The 15,871-nt window shown below is 49.5% G+C and carries 16 protein-coding genes; 14 read left to right on the top strand and 2 right to left on the bottom strand.

Annotation, left to right across the window (positions count from 1 at the left end):
- Positions 1-14 precede the first annotated feature (14 nt).
- A complete protein-coding gene (gene dsrE2, locus OMQ46_RS14585) occupies positions 15-479 on the bottom strand; it encodes a sulfur carrier protein DsrE2 (protein ID WP_266238069.1) in 465 nt (154 codons plus the stop codon).
- The gene (locus OMQ46_RS14590) at positions 472-714 is read right to left on the bottom strand and encodes a sulfurtransferase TusA family protein (RefSeq protein ID WP_266238071.1); all 243 of its coding nucleotides are present in this window, start codon (positions 712-714) and stop codon (positions 472-474) included. Before OMQ46_RS14590 ends, dsrE2 begins: the two co-directional genes overlap by 8 nt.
- A 104-nt stretch (positions 715-818) precedes the next feature.
- On the opposite strand from OMQ46_RS14590, the gene OMQ46_RS14595 reads away from it, so the two are divergent.
- The 14 genes from OMQ46_RS14595 to OMQ46_RS14660 all read left to right on the top strand — a co-directional run.
- Positions 819-2,264 carry a M48 family metalloprotease gene (locus tag OMQ46_RS14595; RefSeq protein WP_266238073.1) on the top strand — a complete coding sequence of 482 codons (1,446 nt, stop codon included), beginning with the start codon at positions 819-821 and terminating at the stop codon, positions 2,262-2,264.
- Between the two features lie 4 nt (positions 2,265-2,268).
- On the top strand, positions 2,269-2,757 hold the full coding sequence (locus tag OMQ46_RS14600; protein ID WP_266238075.1) for a thiosulfate oxidation carrier protein SoxY: 489 nt from the start codon (positions 2,269-2,271) through the stop codon (positions 2,755-2,757).
- Positions 2,757-3,074, top strand: a complete 318-nt coding sequence (soxZ, locus tag OMQ46_RS14605; protein WP_266238077.1) for a thiosulfate oxidation carrier complex protein SoxZ — start codon at positions 2,757-2,759, stop codon at positions 3,072-3,074. The genes OMQ46_RS14600 and soxZ overlap by 1 nt, the downstream gene beginning before the upstream one ends.
- Positions 3,071-4,783, top strand: a complete 1,713-nt coding sequence (locus tag OMQ46_RS14610) for an ATP-binding protein (RefSeq protein WP_266238080.1) — start codon at positions 3,071-3,073, stop codon at positions 4,781-4,783. Before soxZ ends, OMQ46_RS14610 begins: the two co-directional genes overlap by 4 nt.
- The gene (locus OMQ46_RS14615; protein ID WP_266238082.1) at positions 4,780-5,424 is read left to right on the top strand and encodes a response regulator; all 645 of its coding nucleotides are present in this window, start codon (positions 4,780-4,782) and stop codon (positions 5,422-5,424) included. The genes OMQ46_RS14610 and OMQ46_RS14615 overlap by 4 nt, the downstream gene beginning before the upstream one ends.
- A gap of 129 nt (positions 5,425-5,553) precedes the next feature.
- Entirely contained in the window at positions 5,554-5,625 is a 72-nt protein-coding gene (gene pqqA / locus OMQ46_RS14620; RefSeq protein WP_081443609.1) for a pyrroloquinoline quinone precursor peptide PqqA, read from the top strand.
- Between the two features lie 148 nt (positions 5,626-5,773).
- Positions 5,774-7,117 (top strand): ATP-binding protein, encoded by a 1,344-nt coding sequence (locus OMQ46_RS14625; RefSeq protein ID WP_266238084.1) that lies wholly within the window; start codon positions 5,774-5,776, stop codon positions 7,115-7,117.
- Complete coding sequence (locus tag OMQ46_RS14630) at positions 7,114-7,758, top strand: response regulator transcription factor (protein WP_266238087.1); 645 nt, start codon at positions 7,114-7,116, stop codon at positions 7,756-7,758. Before OMQ46_RS14625 ends, OMQ46_RS14630 begins: the two co-directional genes overlap by 4 nt.
- A 169-nt stretch (positions 7,759-7,927) precedes the next feature.
- Entirely contained in the window at positions 7,928-9,706 is a 1,779-nt protein-coding gene (locus OMQ46_RS14635) for a methanol/ethanol family PQQ-dependent dehydrogenase (protein ID WP_266238089.1), read from the top strand.
- A 251-nt stretch (positions 9,707-9,957) separates the two neighbouring features.
- Entirely contained in the window at positions 9,958-10,593 is a 636-nt protein-coding gene (locus OMQ46_RS14640; protein WP_266238092.1) for a response regulator, read from the top strand.
- Positions 10,594-10,757: 164 nt separating this feature from the next.
- Positions 10,758-12,536, top strand: coding sequence for a methanol/ethanol family PQQ-dependent dehydrogenase (locus OMQ46_RS14645; RefSeq protein ID WP_266238095.1), 1,779 nt, complete (start codon positions 10,758-10,760; stop codon positions 12,534-12,536).
- A gap of 326 nt (positions 12,537-12,862) precedes the next feature.
- Positions 12,863-14,176 (top strand): sensor histidine kinase, encoded by a 1,314-nt coding sequence (locus OMQ46_RS14650; RefSeq protein ID WP_266238098.1) that lies wholly within the window; start codon positions 12,863-12,865, stop codon positions 14,174-14,176.
- The gene (locus OMQ46_RS14655) at positions 14,177-14,818 is read left to right on the top strand and encodes a response regulator transcription factor (RefSeq protein ID WP_266238100.1); all 642 of its coding nucleotides are present in this window, start codon (positions 14,177-14,179) and stop codon (positions 14,816-14,818) included. It abuts the gene before it with no gap.
- A 199-nt stretch (positions 14,819-15,017) separates the two neighbouring features.
- Positions 15,018-15,871: PQQ-binding-like beta-propeller repeat protein (locus OMQ46_RS14660; RefSeq protein ID WP_266238102.1), on the top strand; the 854-nt coding region annotated here is incomplete at its 3' end.

The following is a 15,871-nucleotide window of genomic DNA, read 5'->3' on the forward strand; positions in this document are numbered from 1 at the left end:
AGCTGATAACGCTTTTATATGTACAGTGTGATATCCGCCTCGGAGGCAAATTCGAGAAAGGTTGCGGCGCCGCCACTGCTGATACCTTCAACGAAGTCCTGATGTTTGAAATCGAACAGATCCACGGTCATCTGACAGGCGATTAACTCGACACCGGACTCAATACAGATTTCTCTGAGTTCCTCAACGCTGGCGACACCTTTCTTTTTCAATTTGCGTTTCATCATCCAGGTAGCAAATCCTTCCAGCCCCGGCAGAACCTGCACGATGCTGGGTACCGTTACCGGCATGGGCATCGCCGGATTGCCGAGAGGAGATACTTTCAGGTTCAACTCTTTATTGAGCAGTTGCAGTCCGTAGAAGGTGAAGAAGATTTTGGCTTCGAAGCCCAGCGCTGCCGCCGTCGAGGCGAGCAGGAATGGCGGATAAGCGCCGTCCAGTGTGCCTTTGCTGGCGATAATGGCGAGTTTCTTAGCCATTGGCCTCTCCCTTTTCAATAATGAAATGCAAATGACCCTCGGTTTCCGAGCTGTCAATCAGCGGATTACCGGTCATTTTGCAGAAGGCAGGAATATCCTTGTTCGCCCCACGGTCGGTTGCAATCAGGTGAAGTTTTTGCCCTGCGCTCATATCGGCCAGCGCTTTGCGGGCTTTTAATACCGGAAGTGGACAATTGAGACCGGATGAGTCAATTTCTACATCAAATTCTGACATACTTGCGATCCAGGAATAGTTCAAAATAATGGATTAATGATAAACGGAATTACATTCATTGTCTTGCCGGAACCCCTGTCACGGGGGATGAGTCTATGCACTGTATGAAACGATTATTCACCTTAACTTTACTGGCCTGCCTGTCGTTGCCGCTGACACAGACTCATGCCCTCGACATCGCCTTGCCGGAAATGGGGGATAGTGCGGGTGCCTTAATTTCACCCCGTGAGGAATATGACATCGGCCAGGCCTTTTTCTGGCGCCTGCAGCAATCTACAGAATTAATCGAAGATCCCGAAGTTAACAGTTATATCCAGTCTCTGGGATATCGTCTTGCTGCTAACAGTGATGAACCGGGGCTCGACTATACCTTTTTTATGCTTCCTGATCCGGCGGTCAATGCCTTCGCCGCCCCCGGCGGCTTTATCGGTGTTAACAGTGGCCTGCTGTTGACTGCGGAAAGTGAGTCAGAGCTTGCCTCAGTCATAGCGCACGAGATTGCACACATTACGCAGCGTCATATCCTGCGAAGTTTTGAGCGCCACAAACGTATGACCATACCCCGCACCGCAGCCATGATCGCCGCGGCGCTGCTTGGGGCGGCTGACCCCAGGGCGGGTTCTGCTGCGATGATGGCAGTGCAGGCCGGCGATATCCAGAGTCAGCTTGATTACAGCCGTGCACATGAGGCCGAGGCCGATAATCTCGGGATGCAGACGCTGGTGGAATCTGGATTTGACCCTAATGCGATGCCCAGTTTTTTTGAGAAGTTGCAGCAGGCCAGCCGTTACTACGGGGGTGATAATATTCCAGAATTTCTTCGCACTCACCCGGTGACAACTTCGCGTATCGCCGATGCCCGTGGTCGTGCGGTAAAGTATGAGATGAAGCCACAGTTGTCAGACCGTAAGCAGTTCTACCTTATCAAGGAGAAGTTGCGGGTGATGATGATGGACGATCCGGCTGACCTGCTTGAGCACTACAAATCTGCGATGTCACGAGAAGATGACACCAATAAAGAAGCAGTCCGTTATGGATACACACTGGCGCTGTTAAAAAGTGGTCAGCACACACTGGCGAGAGAAGCGTTACAGCCGTTACTGGATAAAGACAAGGACAGGCTGGCTTATCAATTGGCGTTGGCTGACATCGAAATGTCTGTGGGCCGGGTTGAGGCGGCACTGGAAATATATGAAGATAACCAGCGTCTCTATCCGGATGATCAAGCGTTGACCATGGAACAGGTGAAAGCGCTGTTGAGAACAGGCCGGGCATTCGAGGCCGATAAATTGTTACAAACCCAGATTGAACTCGGTGAAACTTCCCGTCATGTTTATAAACTCCTGGCCCAGGCCAAAGGACAAATGGGGCAGAAAAGCCAGTCTCATAGCTGGCTGGCGGAGTATTATTACGAGTCCGGCCTGCTGAGAGCGGCAGCAGATCAACTGCAACTGGCCGCGCAAGCTGCCGGCAATGACGAATATCAACGCGCCAAAATCGCTTCAAGACTGCGAGAAGTTGAAGAAACCCTGGCACAAATGGAACAGTAACAGCATGACAGACCAAGCCGATCTGAAACGGCGCTCATTACTCAAAGGCGCCATCTCTGCCTCTACACTGGCTCTGGTTGCCAGTAGCGGATTATTACTGCCGCGTCGTCTTCTGGCGCACTGGCCCAGCGAGGCTTTCACTGCACAAACGCTCGAGGATGCCTTACTGGCACTGCTTGGTGAAGCCGAAGTTGCTGATGATAAGCAAATTGCTTTTAAACTGGGCGCGCCACCCAGTTATGCCGTCAACGGTGCCTCAGTCCCGGTTGAAATACGCAGTGAGCTGGCTCATATTGAGCGAATTGCCATTCTGGTGGATAAAAACCCTAACCCGCTGGCAATGAGTGCCGAGCTGACGCCCGATGTGGCTCTTCCCTTCAAAAGCATGATCAAGGTGGCTGAAGATTCTGAAGTGATTGCCGTAGTGCGTGCGGATGGTAAGCTTTACAGAACGTCCCGTGATATTGCAGTGGATATTGGAGGTTGCGCCTGATGGCGATTAAAGCAAGAGACAGAATACGCGCCAAGCTTAAAGAAGAGCTCACCACTGTCAGGGTTCTGCTTGCCCATCCAATGCATACTGGTCGTGGTGAAAACGAGCAGGGGGAACTGATTCCGGCGGAATTTATTCAGGATATTCGCTGCTGGCGAAATGGCACGGAGGTATTAACTATCAAGTGCGGTACGGCGACAGCACGAAATCCTTATTTTTCATTTCAACTGGCGGGCGGGGCCCTTGGCGATAAAATCATGGTTCGCTGGGTCGATAATCTCGGCGCTAAAGGGATTGCCGAGACCACGCTGTCATGAGCCTCAAGCTCAAGGTTAACCTTTTCTTCACCATTCTCTTGCTGGCCTCACTGATGGCCGGAACCGGCGTGTTGATTTCCAATGCCCGTCAGTCGGTTGAGAAAGAAGTTCAGGACACCATGGATGCTGCTGCCAGACTGATTACCCTGACCCTGGCCGACCGCCCCCTCAACAGGGAACTGGGTATCAATGAGCAGATGCATGAAATGATCAAGGCGATGAGTGAGATTCGCAGCCTTCATATTCTGCTGTTTGATACCCAGGGCCTGCTTTATGAGGGGGAGCCCGAACCAACCCTGGAAGTTGAGCCACCCGATTGGTTCGTCAAAATTTTGTTTCCTGAAATCACGCCTTTAAGTAAACGCTTTGGCAATGGCCACATGGTGATTTATGCCGCCCCCATGCAGGAAATCAGCGACCGCTGGCAGGATATCCGCAGCATCATTGGCCTGGGCATGGTCGTGTTTGTTTTTGTGAGTATTTTTTTGTACTGGGGTGTCGATTGGTTTTTGCGCCCCCTGCAGAGATTGCTACAGGCGCTGGCAGCGTTTGAAAGAGGGGATCTGCATTCCCGGCTTCCCAGTTTTACCTTGCCGGAAATGAACCAGATCAGCCAGACATTCAACCGGATGGGGCAGGCATTAGAGTTAAGCTCAGCCGAAAATCAGCGCCTGGCCATGCTGGTCAGGCAGTCTGGTGATGCCATTCTGGCTCTCGATCATGCGGGTAATATTACTTTCTGTAACTCCACGGCTGAACGCCTGTTCGCCAAGCAGACACCCGTATTGAAGGGCGAAGCGCTGGCTAATCTCGGTTTCGAGCATCAGCGTCAGGCCATCGCCAGTGTGCTGGAAAACTGTGAGACCATCGAAAATATGGAAACCACGTTGACGCGGCCCGATGGAGAGCAGTTGTCATTGTTGATGTCCAGCGTGCCGCTGTATGACAACAATCAGCAAATCATTGGTCTGGTTTGTACTTTGCGTGACATCACCGAATTAAAACAGGCGGAAATGGCGCGTAACCAGTTGCGTGAAACCCGTTTACTGACTAAACACATGGATGAGGTACAGGAAGCGGAACGTCGTCATCTGGCACGTGAACTCCACGACGAACTGGGACAGTGTCTTACCGCTATCAAGACCGATGCGGTGTTGATCCGTAATCGTACACAGGATAGCGAGCCTCGAATTCATGGCAGTGCTCAGGCCATTATCGATACCGCCAGTCATATCTATGATGTCGTTCATAATATGATCACCCGGCTGCGACCCAGTCCACTGGACGATTTGGGACTGGTTCCGACACTGGAACAGAGTGTTGCCAGTTGGCGTGAGCGAGAGCCGGATATCAATTTTGTCTTGCAAACCAGTGGCAAACTCGACAATCTCAATGAAGCTATGAATATGACCGTTTTCAGAGTGGTGCAGGAAGCCATCACCAATGCGGTACGTCATGCACAGGCCAGCCAAATCAACGTCCGGATCCATGCCGAACAGGACGGTAACAATGATGCGTTGACGATTAATATCAGTGACAATGGCAAAGGTATGGAGGTCAAGGACTTTCATTCAGATGTTGACTTCGGCCTGTTAGGAATGCGGGAACGGGTGCAGAGTATGGGCGGTGAGTTCACTTTGTTAAGCCAGCCTGGTGACGGTGTGGTGATTAAAATTAAGATTCCTCTGGGAGCGGACAGACTGATATGAGCCTAAACAAAACAAAAGTCTTGTTGGTGGATGACCACGAACTGGTGCGGGCTGGTTTTCGTCGTTTACTGGAAGATGGTGACAAATTCACTGTGGTCGCGGAATCCGGCAGTGGCGAGCAGGCTGTTCAGGATTTTAGTAAGCACCACCCGGATGTTGTGGTCATGGACATTTCGATGCCCGGTATCGGCGGTGTTGGTGCCATTGAACGCATCATTGCCAGAGAACCGAATGCCAGAATTCTGGTACTGAGTGTGCATGAGGACAGCGTATTCACAACCCGCGCTATGCAAGCAGGTGCTTTAGGGTTTATTCCCAAACGCAGTGCGCCGGAAGAAATGTTAAAAGCGGTGGATATGGTGGCGCAGGGGAAGACCTGTATCGCCCCTGAAATCGCGCAGCAATTGGCCATGCAGAAACTGACCGGTTCTGAAAATCCGCTGGATGTACTAAGCCAGCGAGAATTCGAGGTGTTTCGATTACTCGCCGAGGGTAAAACCGTCAATGATATTGCTGATATCCTCAGTCTTAGCCCCAAAACAGTGGGGACACACCACACCAACATCAAGCAAAAACTGAACGTGTCCAACTCAGCTGAACTGGCACGGCTGGCGATACGCAGTGGTCTGGTCGATGCCTGATCTTGATTCAGGAAAATCCTGAGTCACAGAGAGTAAATTCCTCTCTGGCTTTCTCAAGCGTCTGTGTAATCTACTACTTAACGAATCCCGGTGTCCGGTGTTTCGAGAAACCATAAAGAGGTGATTACTATGTGGACTAAACCAGAATATTCAGACATGCGTTTCGGTTTCGAAGTCACTATGTACATTTGCAACCGCTAATTGCATAGAGAAACCAAACTCAAAAAACCCGGCTCTGCCGGGTTTTTTTATGTCCGTTGATTTGGGGCATAGCTTAAAAAGGAAATTCTCCTATCTTCATCCTGACTGGGCAGCCATAAAATGATCTTTTTATTAGCGCGCCCCGATCATGAATCTCAGGTTCAGACTCAACCTTATTGTCACATTGATACTGCTGATCATATTGCTGTTCGGTGCAGTAATCACCGTGCACAATGCCCGAGAGAGTGTCCGTGCTGAGGTAGATTCAACAATGGATCTGGCTCTACACATGCTTGAGGCCGAACTCAATCATTTCAAGCGAACCGGTTTGATGAGCGCAGATGACGAAATGTCACCTTTCAATCTGGGTCGTTTATCCGGTGTTCGGCACCTGCGAATTGAGTTTTATGACAACCATGGTTTTCTGGTTGAAACCAACCAGGTCGAGAACGCGCACGATGAGGATGATCCACCCAGCTGGTTTGTGAACCAGATGCAGACAGGTCTGGATAACATGACGGTCAAGTCATTGCCAGTCTCTGTGAACAATCGCTCTATCGGCAAGCTTGTAATCAGCCCGGAGCCCGGTAATGAAATCAGTGAGGCCTGGGAAGAGACAAAAACCATGCTGGAACTGATTGCATTGTTCTTCATATCGGTCAATGTCGTCGTTTATGTCGCTGTCGGACTCTCCCTCAAACCCATCGACAGTATTATTGATGCCCTGACGGATATCGAGGCCGGCAATCTCGACCGGCGTCTGCCGATATTCAACCTGCCGGAAATGGCGAGTATCAGTCACAAGTTCAATGGAATGGCGTCTGCGTTGGAAATCAGTACGCGAAATAATCACCGCCTTACCCAACAAATCATTCACATGCAGGAAGCTGAACGTAAAAGTGTTGCTCATGAACTGCATGATGAGATCGGCCAACACCTGACCGCAATTCATGTTGATGCCTCGGTAATAAAAAGCTGTCGTGATTTGGACACGGCCAAGCGAAGTGCCGTCGCCATTGACGGGGTGGTCAGACAAATGATGGACATTGTCAGAACTATGCTCCACCGGTTGCGCCCCGGCGGGCTGGATGAAATCGGTTTCTTGGCGGCAGTTCAGGATCTTGTTAATACCTGGCAGGAGAGACATGACAGAGTGGATGTGTTCACCCGCATTGATGGCGATTTTTCCTCCCTGGATGAAAACGAGCAACTGACGCTTTACCGCGTTTTACAAGAATGCCTGACCAATATCAGTCGTCATGCTCATGCCGACGAGGTGAATATTTCCCTGCTGGAAGACCAGAAACACTGGCATCTCGAAGTGAAAGATAATGGTCAGGGCTTTGACCTGGATCGTCATCCACAACGCTTCGGGCTGGCCGGTATGCGTGAGCGTGTTGACAGCATTGGTGGTGAGTTGCATATCCACAGTCAATATCATCAGGGGGTGACCGTAGAAGTGACGCTAACTAAACAAGGAGAAAAGGCATGAACCAACTAATCAGAGTCATGCTGACCGACGACCATGCCGTGGTGAGATCGGGCCTCGGCAGATTGCTCGAGCAAAATGAAGGAATTCGCATTGTCGGTGAAGCGGAGAGTGGTGAGCAGGCTTACCAGACTTTTCCGGAGATCAATCCCGATGTTCTGGTGATGGATATGTCCATGCCGGGTATGGGGGGGCTTGAAGCGATGCGGCGTATTCTCAATCGCTGGCCTCAGGCTAGGGTAATTATGTTTTCGATGCACGAAAATGCCACTTTCGCGATTCAGTCAATGACATCCGGCGCGCTTGGCTATGTCGCAAAGTCAGGCCACGCTGAAGACCTTGTCAAAGCAGTTAGGGAGGTGGCGCAGGGTAGAAGTTTTCTGAGTTCAGATATGGCACAGAAAGTCGCGCTGCAAAGTCTGACCGGGGGCGATAATCCGGCACAGAAATTGACCTCACGTGAGTTTGAGGTCTTCAGGTTACTGGCCGAAGGGAAAATGGTTGAGGAAATTGCCCTTAGCTTGAACATCGGACATAAAACAGTCGCTAATTACCAGACCAGCCTCAAACAAAAATTAGGGATCAGCTCCCCGGTAGATCTGGTCAGGCTGGCGCTAAAATATGGTGTTATAAGCGAACATTAATGTATTTAAATTCAATGCAGTAACGAGTGTTTTCATTGCTTTTCTATGAATTGCTCCTATTTATTTTAGGATTTAATCATGATGATTATCAGGGCTTCTCGGCATAGCATGGATATATGCTCGAAACAGTCGTGCATCTATTGAATAAAACAATGATAGGGATTCAACTATGAAGCTGAAAACATTATCTCTGGCGATAATGTCGCTGACCGTCGCAGGTGCGGCGCATGCTGACGAATTGCTGACTATGCAGCAAAATGAAAATAACTGGGTGATGCCCGCGGGTAACTATGCAAACCAGCGTTATTCAGAACTGACACAAATCAATAAAGATAACGTCAAAGATCTGAACATGGCCTGGTCTTTCTCCACCGGTGTACTGCGTGGTCACGAAGGTAACCCGCTGATCATCGACGGCACCATGTATGTTCACACGCCATTCCCGAACATCGTGTTTGCACTGGATCTGAACAACGACGGCGCCATTAAGTGGAAGTACGAGCCTAAGCAAAACTACGACGAAACTGTGCCAGTCATGTGCTGTGACACCGTTAACCGTGGTTTGTCTTACGGTGATGGCAAAATCTTCCTGAATCAGGCTGATACCACCCTGGTTGCGCTGAATGCGGCTGACGGCAGTGTGGTCTGGTCTCATAAACGTGACGATGCGAAACGTGGTGCAACCAGCACGGCTGCCGCCCATGTTTTCAAGGATAAAGTCTTAGTCGGTGTCTCGGGCGGTGAGTTCGGTGTGCGTGGTTACATCAAAGCTTACAGCCTGGATGGTGAAGAACTCTACACCGCCTACAGCACGGGTCCTGACGATGAAATTCTGTTTGATCCGGAAAAAACACTGTCCATGCTGAAACCGGTTGGCAAAGATTCTTCATTGAAAACCTGGCAGGGTGATCAGTGGAAAATCGGTGGTGGTACGACCTGGGGTTGGTATTCTTACGATCCTGACCTGAACCTGTTCTACTACGGCTCGGGTAACCCATCAACCTGGAACCCGGTACAACGTCCCGGCGACAACAAGTGGTCCATGACGCTGTTTGGTCGTGATCTGGACACCGGTATGGCGAAATGGGCTTACCAAATGACGCCACATGACGAGTGGGACTACGACGGTGTGAACGAAGTGATCCTGGCGGAACAAAAGATCAACGGTAAAATGCGTAAAACAGCCGTTCACTTTGATCGTAACGGTTTCGCCTACACTATGGACCGCACTAATGGTGAATTGCTGGTGGCGGAAAAATTCGACCCGGTGGTTAACTGGTCAAACGGTGTGAACCTGAAAACCGGTCGTCATGATCGCGTTGCCAAGTACTCGACTGCCCGTAACGGTGAAGACGTGAACACCACCGGTGTCTGTCCTGCGGCGCTGGGTACTAAAGACCAACAGCCAGCCGCTTACTCACCACGTACCGGCCTGTACTATGTACCGACCAACCACGTGTGCATGGACTACGAGCCATTCGAAGTTGAGTATGTGGCTGGTCAGCCCTACGTTGGTGCGACTTTGAGCATGTACCCACCTGAAGGTGATTCCCATCTGGGTAACTTCATTGCCTGGGATGCGCGTGAAGGTAAAATCGTCTGGTCCAACCCGGAACGCTTCTCTGCCTGGTCAGGTGCATTAGCCACCGCTACTGATGTCGTGTTCTACGGTACGCTGGAAGGTTACCTGAAAGCGGTTGATGCCCAAACCGGTCGCGAGCTGTTCCGCTTCAAGACCCCATCCGGCATCATCGGTAACGTCAACACTTACAAGCATGATGGTAAGCAGTACATCTCCATCCTGTCTGGTGTGGGTGGTTGGGCTGGTATCGGTATGGCGATCCCAAGCCTGGAAAACGACTCAGATGGTCTGGGCGCAGTCGGTGCATACAAGTCACTGTCTAGCTGGACTAACCTGGGTGGTGTGCTGAGCGTATTCAGCCTGTAAGACCAAGACCCAATTCGATTAAGTCATTAATCGAACAAGTCTGACAAAAGGCCCGGCATCGAAAGATGTCGGGCTTTTTTATTTCATTTTATTGATGACTTAAACAACAAAATCCCAGAACTAAAATTTGGAAAAAGGGTCTCTTACTTCGGTTAATGAAGGTCTACGTATTTGGCTTAATACATTGAAATCGAGTTTTTCATTGAATTGCATCGTTTCCAGCATGAAAAAGGCCTGTAAGGACAATACCGATGATTAAAGTGATTCTTGTTGATGATCACGCTGTCGTTCGTTCCGGTGTGAAGCGACTGCTGGAAGAGCAAGTAGATTTGCAGGTTGTTGCAGAAGCAGATAGCGGTGATGACGCCTACAAACTCTATCATCAGCATCAGCCCGACGTGATGTTGATGGACATGAATATGTCCGGCTCCAGTGGTCTGGCCACATTAGGTCAGATAAAAGCACGTTATCCTGAAGCGAAACTGATTATGTTTACTTCGCGGACAGAAGTGGTATTTGCGGTTCAGGCTGTGGGTGCGGGGGCGAAGGGGTATGTTCTCAAATCGAGCACTGCAGAAGAGGTGATTCAGGCTGTCCGCCAAGTTGCTGCCGGTAAAAGCTATCTCAGTTCGGAAGTCGCTCAAGCTATAGCACTACAAAATATTTCAGCAGACGATGACCCTACGTGTGCGCTGACGCCAAGAGAGTTTGAGATATTTCGTCTTCTTGCAGAGGGGGCTGATATTGACACGATTGCCGAGACCCTTAAAATCGGCCAAAAAACCGTAGCCAACTATCAGACTCAGCTCAAACACAAGCTCAATATCAACACACCGGTCGAGTTAGTGAGACTCGCTGTCAAGCATCAAATTATCAGACTACAGTAATTAAAATTTACCTCAGAAAATTTCCTATATTTAGAAGGAAAAAATCCCATATCCGGGGTGATGTACTCCTAGTGAAAAGCAGGAATGTTCGGCATAGAGTAGTGACAGTGATTATTTTAATGATAGTCACCAACCAACTCTAATGCTTAGAAGAGGTAAATCTAATGAAGCTGAAAACATTATCATTAGCAATGATGTCACTGGCTGTCGCAGGCGCGGCACAAGCTGACGAATTGCTGACCATGCAGGACAACCCCAACAACTGGGTGATGCCCGCAGGTGATTATGCCAATACCCGTTATTCAGAATTGACACAAATCAATAAAGATAACGTCAAAGATCTGAACATGGCCTGGTCTTTCTCCACCGGTGTACTGCGTGGTCACGAAGGTAACGCGCTGGTCATCGACGGCACCATGTATGTTCATACGCCATTCCCGAATATCGTCTATGCGCTGGATCTGAACAACGACGGTGCCATCAAGTGGAAATACGAGCCTAAGCAAAACTACGACGAAACTGTGCCAGTCATGTGCTGCGACACCGTTAACCGTGGTCTGTCTTATGCCGACGGCAAAATCTTCCTGAATCAGGCTGATACCACCCTGGTCGCGCTGAATGCGGCTGACGGTAGCGTTGTCTGGTCTGACAAACGTGACGATCCTAAAGTCGGTGCCACCAGCACTGCTGCTGCACACGTCTTTGATGACACCATCATCGTCGGTATTTCAGGTGGTGAGTTCGGTGTCCGTGGTTACGTTCAAGCCTACGATCTCGACGGTAACGTGAAGTACAAAGCGTACAGCACCGGTCCTGACGATGAAATGCTCATCGATCCGGAGAAAACCACTTCCATGCTGAAACCGGTCGGCAAAGATTCTTCTTTGAAATCCTGGCAGGGTGATCAGTGGAAAATCGGTGGTGGTACGACCTGGGGTTGGTATTCTTACGATCCTGACCTGAACATGTTCTACTACGGCTCAGGTAACCCCTCAACCTGGAACCCGGTTCAACGTCCTGGCGACAACAAGTGGTCTATGTCACTGTTCGGTCGTGATCTGGACACCGGTATGGCGAAATGGGTTTACCAAATGACGCCATATGATGAGTGGGACTACGACGGTGTGAACGAAGTGATCCTGGCGGAACAAAAAGTCAAAGGCAAAATGCACAAGACTGCTGTTCACTTCGACCGTAACGGTTTCGCTTACACCATGGATCGTGAAACCGGTGAACTGCTGGTTGCTGAAAAGTATGACCCAGCGGTTAACTGGTCAAATGGCGTGAACCTGAAAACCGGTCGTCATGATCGCGTTGCCAAGTACTCGACTGCCCGTAACGGTGAAGACGTCAACACCACCGGTATCTGCCCTGCGGCGCTGGGTACTAAAGACCAACAGCCAGCGGCTTACTCACCACGTACCGGCCTGTACTATGTACCGACCAACCACGTGTGCATGGACTACGAGCCATTTGAAGTTGAGTATGTTGCAGGTCAACCCTACGTTGGTGCGACTTTGAGCATGTACCCGGCACCAGGTGGTACCCATCTGGGTAACTTCATTGCCTGGGATGCGCGTGAAGGTAAAATCGTCTGGTCCAACCCGGAACGCTTCTCAGTCTGGTCAGGTGCCCTGGCCACTGCCTCTGACGTTGTGTTCTACGGTACGCTGGAAGGTTACCTGAAAGCGGTTGATGCCCAAACCGGTCGTGAACTGTGGAGATTCAAAACGCCATCCGGCATCATCGGTAACGTCAACACTTACAAGCATGGTGGTAAGCAGTACATCTCCATCCTGTCTGGTGTAGGTGGTTGGGCTGGTATCGGTATGGCGATCCCAAGCCTGGAAAACGACTCAGATGGTCTGGGCGCAGTCGGTGCATACCGTTCACTGTCTAGCTGGACTAACCTGGGTGGTGTGCTGAGCGTATTCAGCCTGTAAGACCAAGACCCAATTCGATTAAGTCATTAATCGAACAAGTCTGACAAAAGGCCCGGCATCGAAAGATGTCGGGTCTTTTTATGTTTGAGAATATGTATTCCGAGATAGGTGCAGCCAAATCTGACAGATAAGTCCGAGTCAAAGTATAATGAAAAAGCCATTTAACATGGTGTGTCGAGATATGGATGTCATCAAATCCATTCATAACCAGAGCCACTGTAACCTGAGCTGTCCTGTTTTATGTTTTCAGGTAAACGGTAGAGATGATGTTTGTGGTCGGCTCATATAAACCAATGAGATCAAAATAGTTTAAGTGTCAGTTCAACATGTCTCAATTGTTCAGCGTTAAAACGATCCTAGTGTTATTGGCTGCAGTACTACTGGCAGAGATACTGGTACTTGGACGGATCTATGGTGAAACTCACTCCGAGACACGCAGAGAAGCCCAGTTAGTAGAACAGATTTTGCTTGAGCAAATTCGACACATGGAGTCGGGTATCACTGATTCTGGCTTTGATTATCAAAATGTGTTTGCACTGGAGAGACTGAGTGCACTAAAAAAACTGGATATTGACTTCATTGCAGAGGATGGGCGGGTTCTCGACTCGAACCATCCCGACTCCTTAAAGCGGTCATGGTTGTCAGCACTGGTATCCTGGTTGATAGAAAAGCATCTTGGTTTAATTTCTGTCATGTACCCTGTCATCATCGCTGAACAGCATGTCGGCAATCTTGTCATTACGAATAATCTGACTCATGAACTTTCTGAAGTCACTTCTCAGGCGTTGGAAATTTTACTTCCGTGGTTTTTACTGTTTGTGTTGTCCAGTTTATTGTTGCTGAAATTATTCTCTCATTTACTGAATTCAATCGAGCCCCTCTTGTCGCCGGACTCTCCGGGCTCTCAGCAGGCAAACTATTTTGCTTTGCAGTCATTGTTCAATCCACGACGACTGCCCGTCAGACTGATTACAGCAGTGGGGGCATTGAACAAGCATTTTGATCAGCAAAAGCGTCAGGTAATTACTGCGCAGGAGACAGAGCGCCAAAGACTGGCCGCTGAATTACATGACGAACTTGGTCAGCATCTCACTGCGGTAAGAATGGAGCTTGATAAGTTATCACTCAATGAACAAACTGCAATCAAGCCTTCGATTGACGCACTGAGAAAACACAGTGAGCGTCTGACAGAGATCGTGCGCTCCAATCTTGAGCAATTGAATCCACCGGAGCTGGCGCAGCAGGGGCTGCGTTATTGTCTTGACAAACTCATCACTGATTGGTCGTGGCGACATCCACAGCATCAGTTGAATTTCACACTACGCTGCCACCCAAGACTTCTGGATTCACAATCACAACTTATTGCTTACCGAATCATTCAGGAGTGCTTGACTAATGTCAGCCGTCATGCCGGTACACAGGTGAGTGTAGATATTTCCCTATACAGAGACTCAGACAAGGTTGTTATTGCTATCAGTGACAATGGTTGTGGTTGTGACCTTGATGCTGAGCAGGGTGGTTTCGGCTTGCTAGGAATGAAACAACGGGTAGAGGCATTGTCAGGAGAATTCACAATAACCAGCCAGCCGATGCAAGGAATGCAGGTTCTGGCCGCTTTACCTGTAGGGTGGAAAGAATAGATGTCGAAAATCAGAATTCTTTTGGCTGATGATCACGAGGTTGTTCGCTCTGGTCTTGCCAGTATGCTCGGTGAGTATGAGGATATGCAGGTCATACATGAAGTGGCCAGCGGAGAGCAGGCTTACCAGCAATACAGTGAAATGGAACCCGATGTGCTCGTGATCGATATGACGATGCCCGGGATTGGTGGCTTGGAAGCGGTGCGACGAATTTGTGGTCGTTATGGGGATGCCCGAGTGATTATGTTTTCCATGCATGAAAACGTGACGCTTGCGATGCAAGCCATGAGTGCCGGTGCGATGGGCTATTTATCCAAGTCCGGTGATAGTCGTGAGATTGTCCTTGCCATTCGGCAGGTGCTGAGCGGGAAAAGTTACCTCAGTGCCGACATGGCACAGAAAATTGCTTTGCAGAGTGTTTCCGGAAATGAGGACCCGACCCAGAGGCTTACAGCCAGAGAGTTTGAAGTATTTAGATTACTGGCAGAGGGCTTGAGCTTGTCCAATGTGGCCAAACAACTGAATCTGGAATCCAAAACAGTTGCCAATTATCAGACTATTCTTAAAAACAAACTGGGCTTTTCGACATCGGCAGAAATGGTCAGACTGGCGATAAAATACGGTGTTATCAGCAGTCACTGAGACTTTTTTCTCATTTTTTTAACTTTGTATGCGAGCTGTTATATCAGGCTTTTCCGTGATGTCTCGGGAATTATTCCCAAGATACCGATGAGTTTGGCCTAATGAAACTAGGGTAAAAGCGGAATAGAGTTGCCGCTGTGGTGAAGAACACTCTGGCGTCTCACCATGCTGATAACAAACCAAAATAGAGGTTACTCTAATGAAGCTGAAAACATTATCACTGGCGATGATGTCACTGGCTGTCGCAGGCGCGGCACAAGCTGACGAATTGCTGACTATGCAGAAGAACGCAAACAACTGGGTGATGCCAGCGGGTAACTATTCCAATACCCGTTATTCAGAGTTGACACAAATCAATAAAGATAACGTCAAAGATCTGAACATGGCCTGGTCTTTCTCCACCGGTGTACTGCGTGGTCACGAAGGTAACTCACTGGTCATCGACGGCACCATGTATGTTCACACGCCTTTCCCGAACATCGTGTTCGCGCTGGATCTGAACAACGACGGCGCCATCAAATGGAAGTACGAGCCTAAGCAAAACTACGACGAAACTGTACCAGTCATGTGCTGTGACACCGTTAACCGTGGTCTGTCTTATGCCGACGGCAAAATCTTCCTGAACCAGGCTGATACCACCCTGGTCGCGCTGAATGCGGCTGACGGCAGCGTTGTCTGGTCTGACAAACGTGACGATCCAAAAGTCGGTGCCACCAGCACAGCGGCAGCACACGTCTTTGATGACACCATCATCGTCGGTATTTCAGGTGGTGAGTTCGGTGTCCGTGGTTACGTTCAAGCCTACGATCTCGACGGTAACGTGAAGTACAAAGCGTACAGCACCGGTCCTGACGAGGAAATGCTGGTTGACCCTCAAAAAACCACTTCCATGTTGAAACCGGTTGGCAAAGATTCTTCTTTGAAAACCTGGCAGGGTGATCAGTGGAAAATCGGTGGTGGTACGACCTGGGGTTGGTATTCTTACGATCCTGACCTGAACCTGTTCTACTACGGTAACGGTAACCCCTCAACCTGGAACCCGGTTCAACGTCC

This window comes from Methylophaga sp. OBS1 (assembly GCF_026319365.1).

Excerpts from the sequence above, each read along its gene's own strand:
- OMQ46_RS14655 (WP_266238100.1), top strand. The coding sequence starts at position 14,177 with ATGTCGAAAATCAGAATTCTTTTGGCTGATGATCACGAGGTTGTTCGC.
- OMQ46_RS14615 (WP_266238082.1), top strand. The coding sequence starts at position 4,780 with ATGAGCCTAAACAAAACAAAAGTCTTGTTGGTGGATGACCACGAACTG.
- OMQ46_RS14640 (WP_266238092.1), top strand. The coding sequence starts at position 9,958 with ATGATTAAAGTGATTCTTGTTGATGATCACGCTGTCGTTCGTTCCGGT.
- OMQ46_RS14590 (WP_266238071.1), bottom strand. The coding sequence starts at position 714 with ATGTCAGAATTTGATGTAGAAATTGACTCATCCGGTCTCAATTGTCCA.
- OMQ46_RS14595 (WP_266238073.1), top strand. The coding sequence starts at position 819 with ATGAAACGATTATTCACCTTAACTTTACTGGCCTGCCTGTCGTTGCCG.
- OMQ46_RS14630 (WP_266238087.1), top strand. The coding sequence starts at position 7,114 with ATGAACCAACTAATCAGAGTCATGCTGACCGACGACCATGCCGTGGTG.
- OMQ46_RS14645 (WP_266238095.1), top strand. The coding sequence starts at position 10,758 with ATGAAGCTGAAAACATTATCATTAGCAATGATGTCACTGGCTGTCGCA.
- OMQ46_RS14610 (WP_266238080.1), top strand. The coding sequence starts at position 3,071 with ATGAGCCTCAAGCTCAAGGTTAACCTTTTCTTCACCATTCTCTTGCTG.
- OMQ46_RS14635 (WP_266238089.1), top strand. The coding sequence starts at position 7,928 with ATGAAGCTGAAAACATTATCTCTGGCGATAATGTCGCTGACCGTCGCA.
- soxZ (WP_266238077.1), top strand. The coding sequence starts at position 2,757 with ATGGCGATTAAAGCAAGAGACAGAATACGCGCCAAGCTTAAAGAAGAG.
- OMQ46_RS14600 (WP_266238075.1), top strand. The coding sequence starts at position 2,269 with ATGACAGACCAAGCCGATCTGAAACGGCGCTCATTACTCAAAGGCGCC.
- dsrE2 (WP_266238069.1), bottom strand. The coding sequence starts at position 479 with ATGGCTAAGAAACTCGCCATTATCGCCAGCAAAGGCACACTGGACGGC.
- OMQ46_RS14650 (WP_266238098.1), top strand. The coding sequence starts at position 12,863 with ATGTCTCAATTGTTCAGCGTTAAAACGATCCTAGTGTTATTGGCTGCA.
- OMQ46_RS14625 (WP_266238084.1), top strand. The coding sequence starts at position 5,774 with ATGAATCTCAGGTTCAGACTCAACCTTATTGTCACATTGATACTGCTG.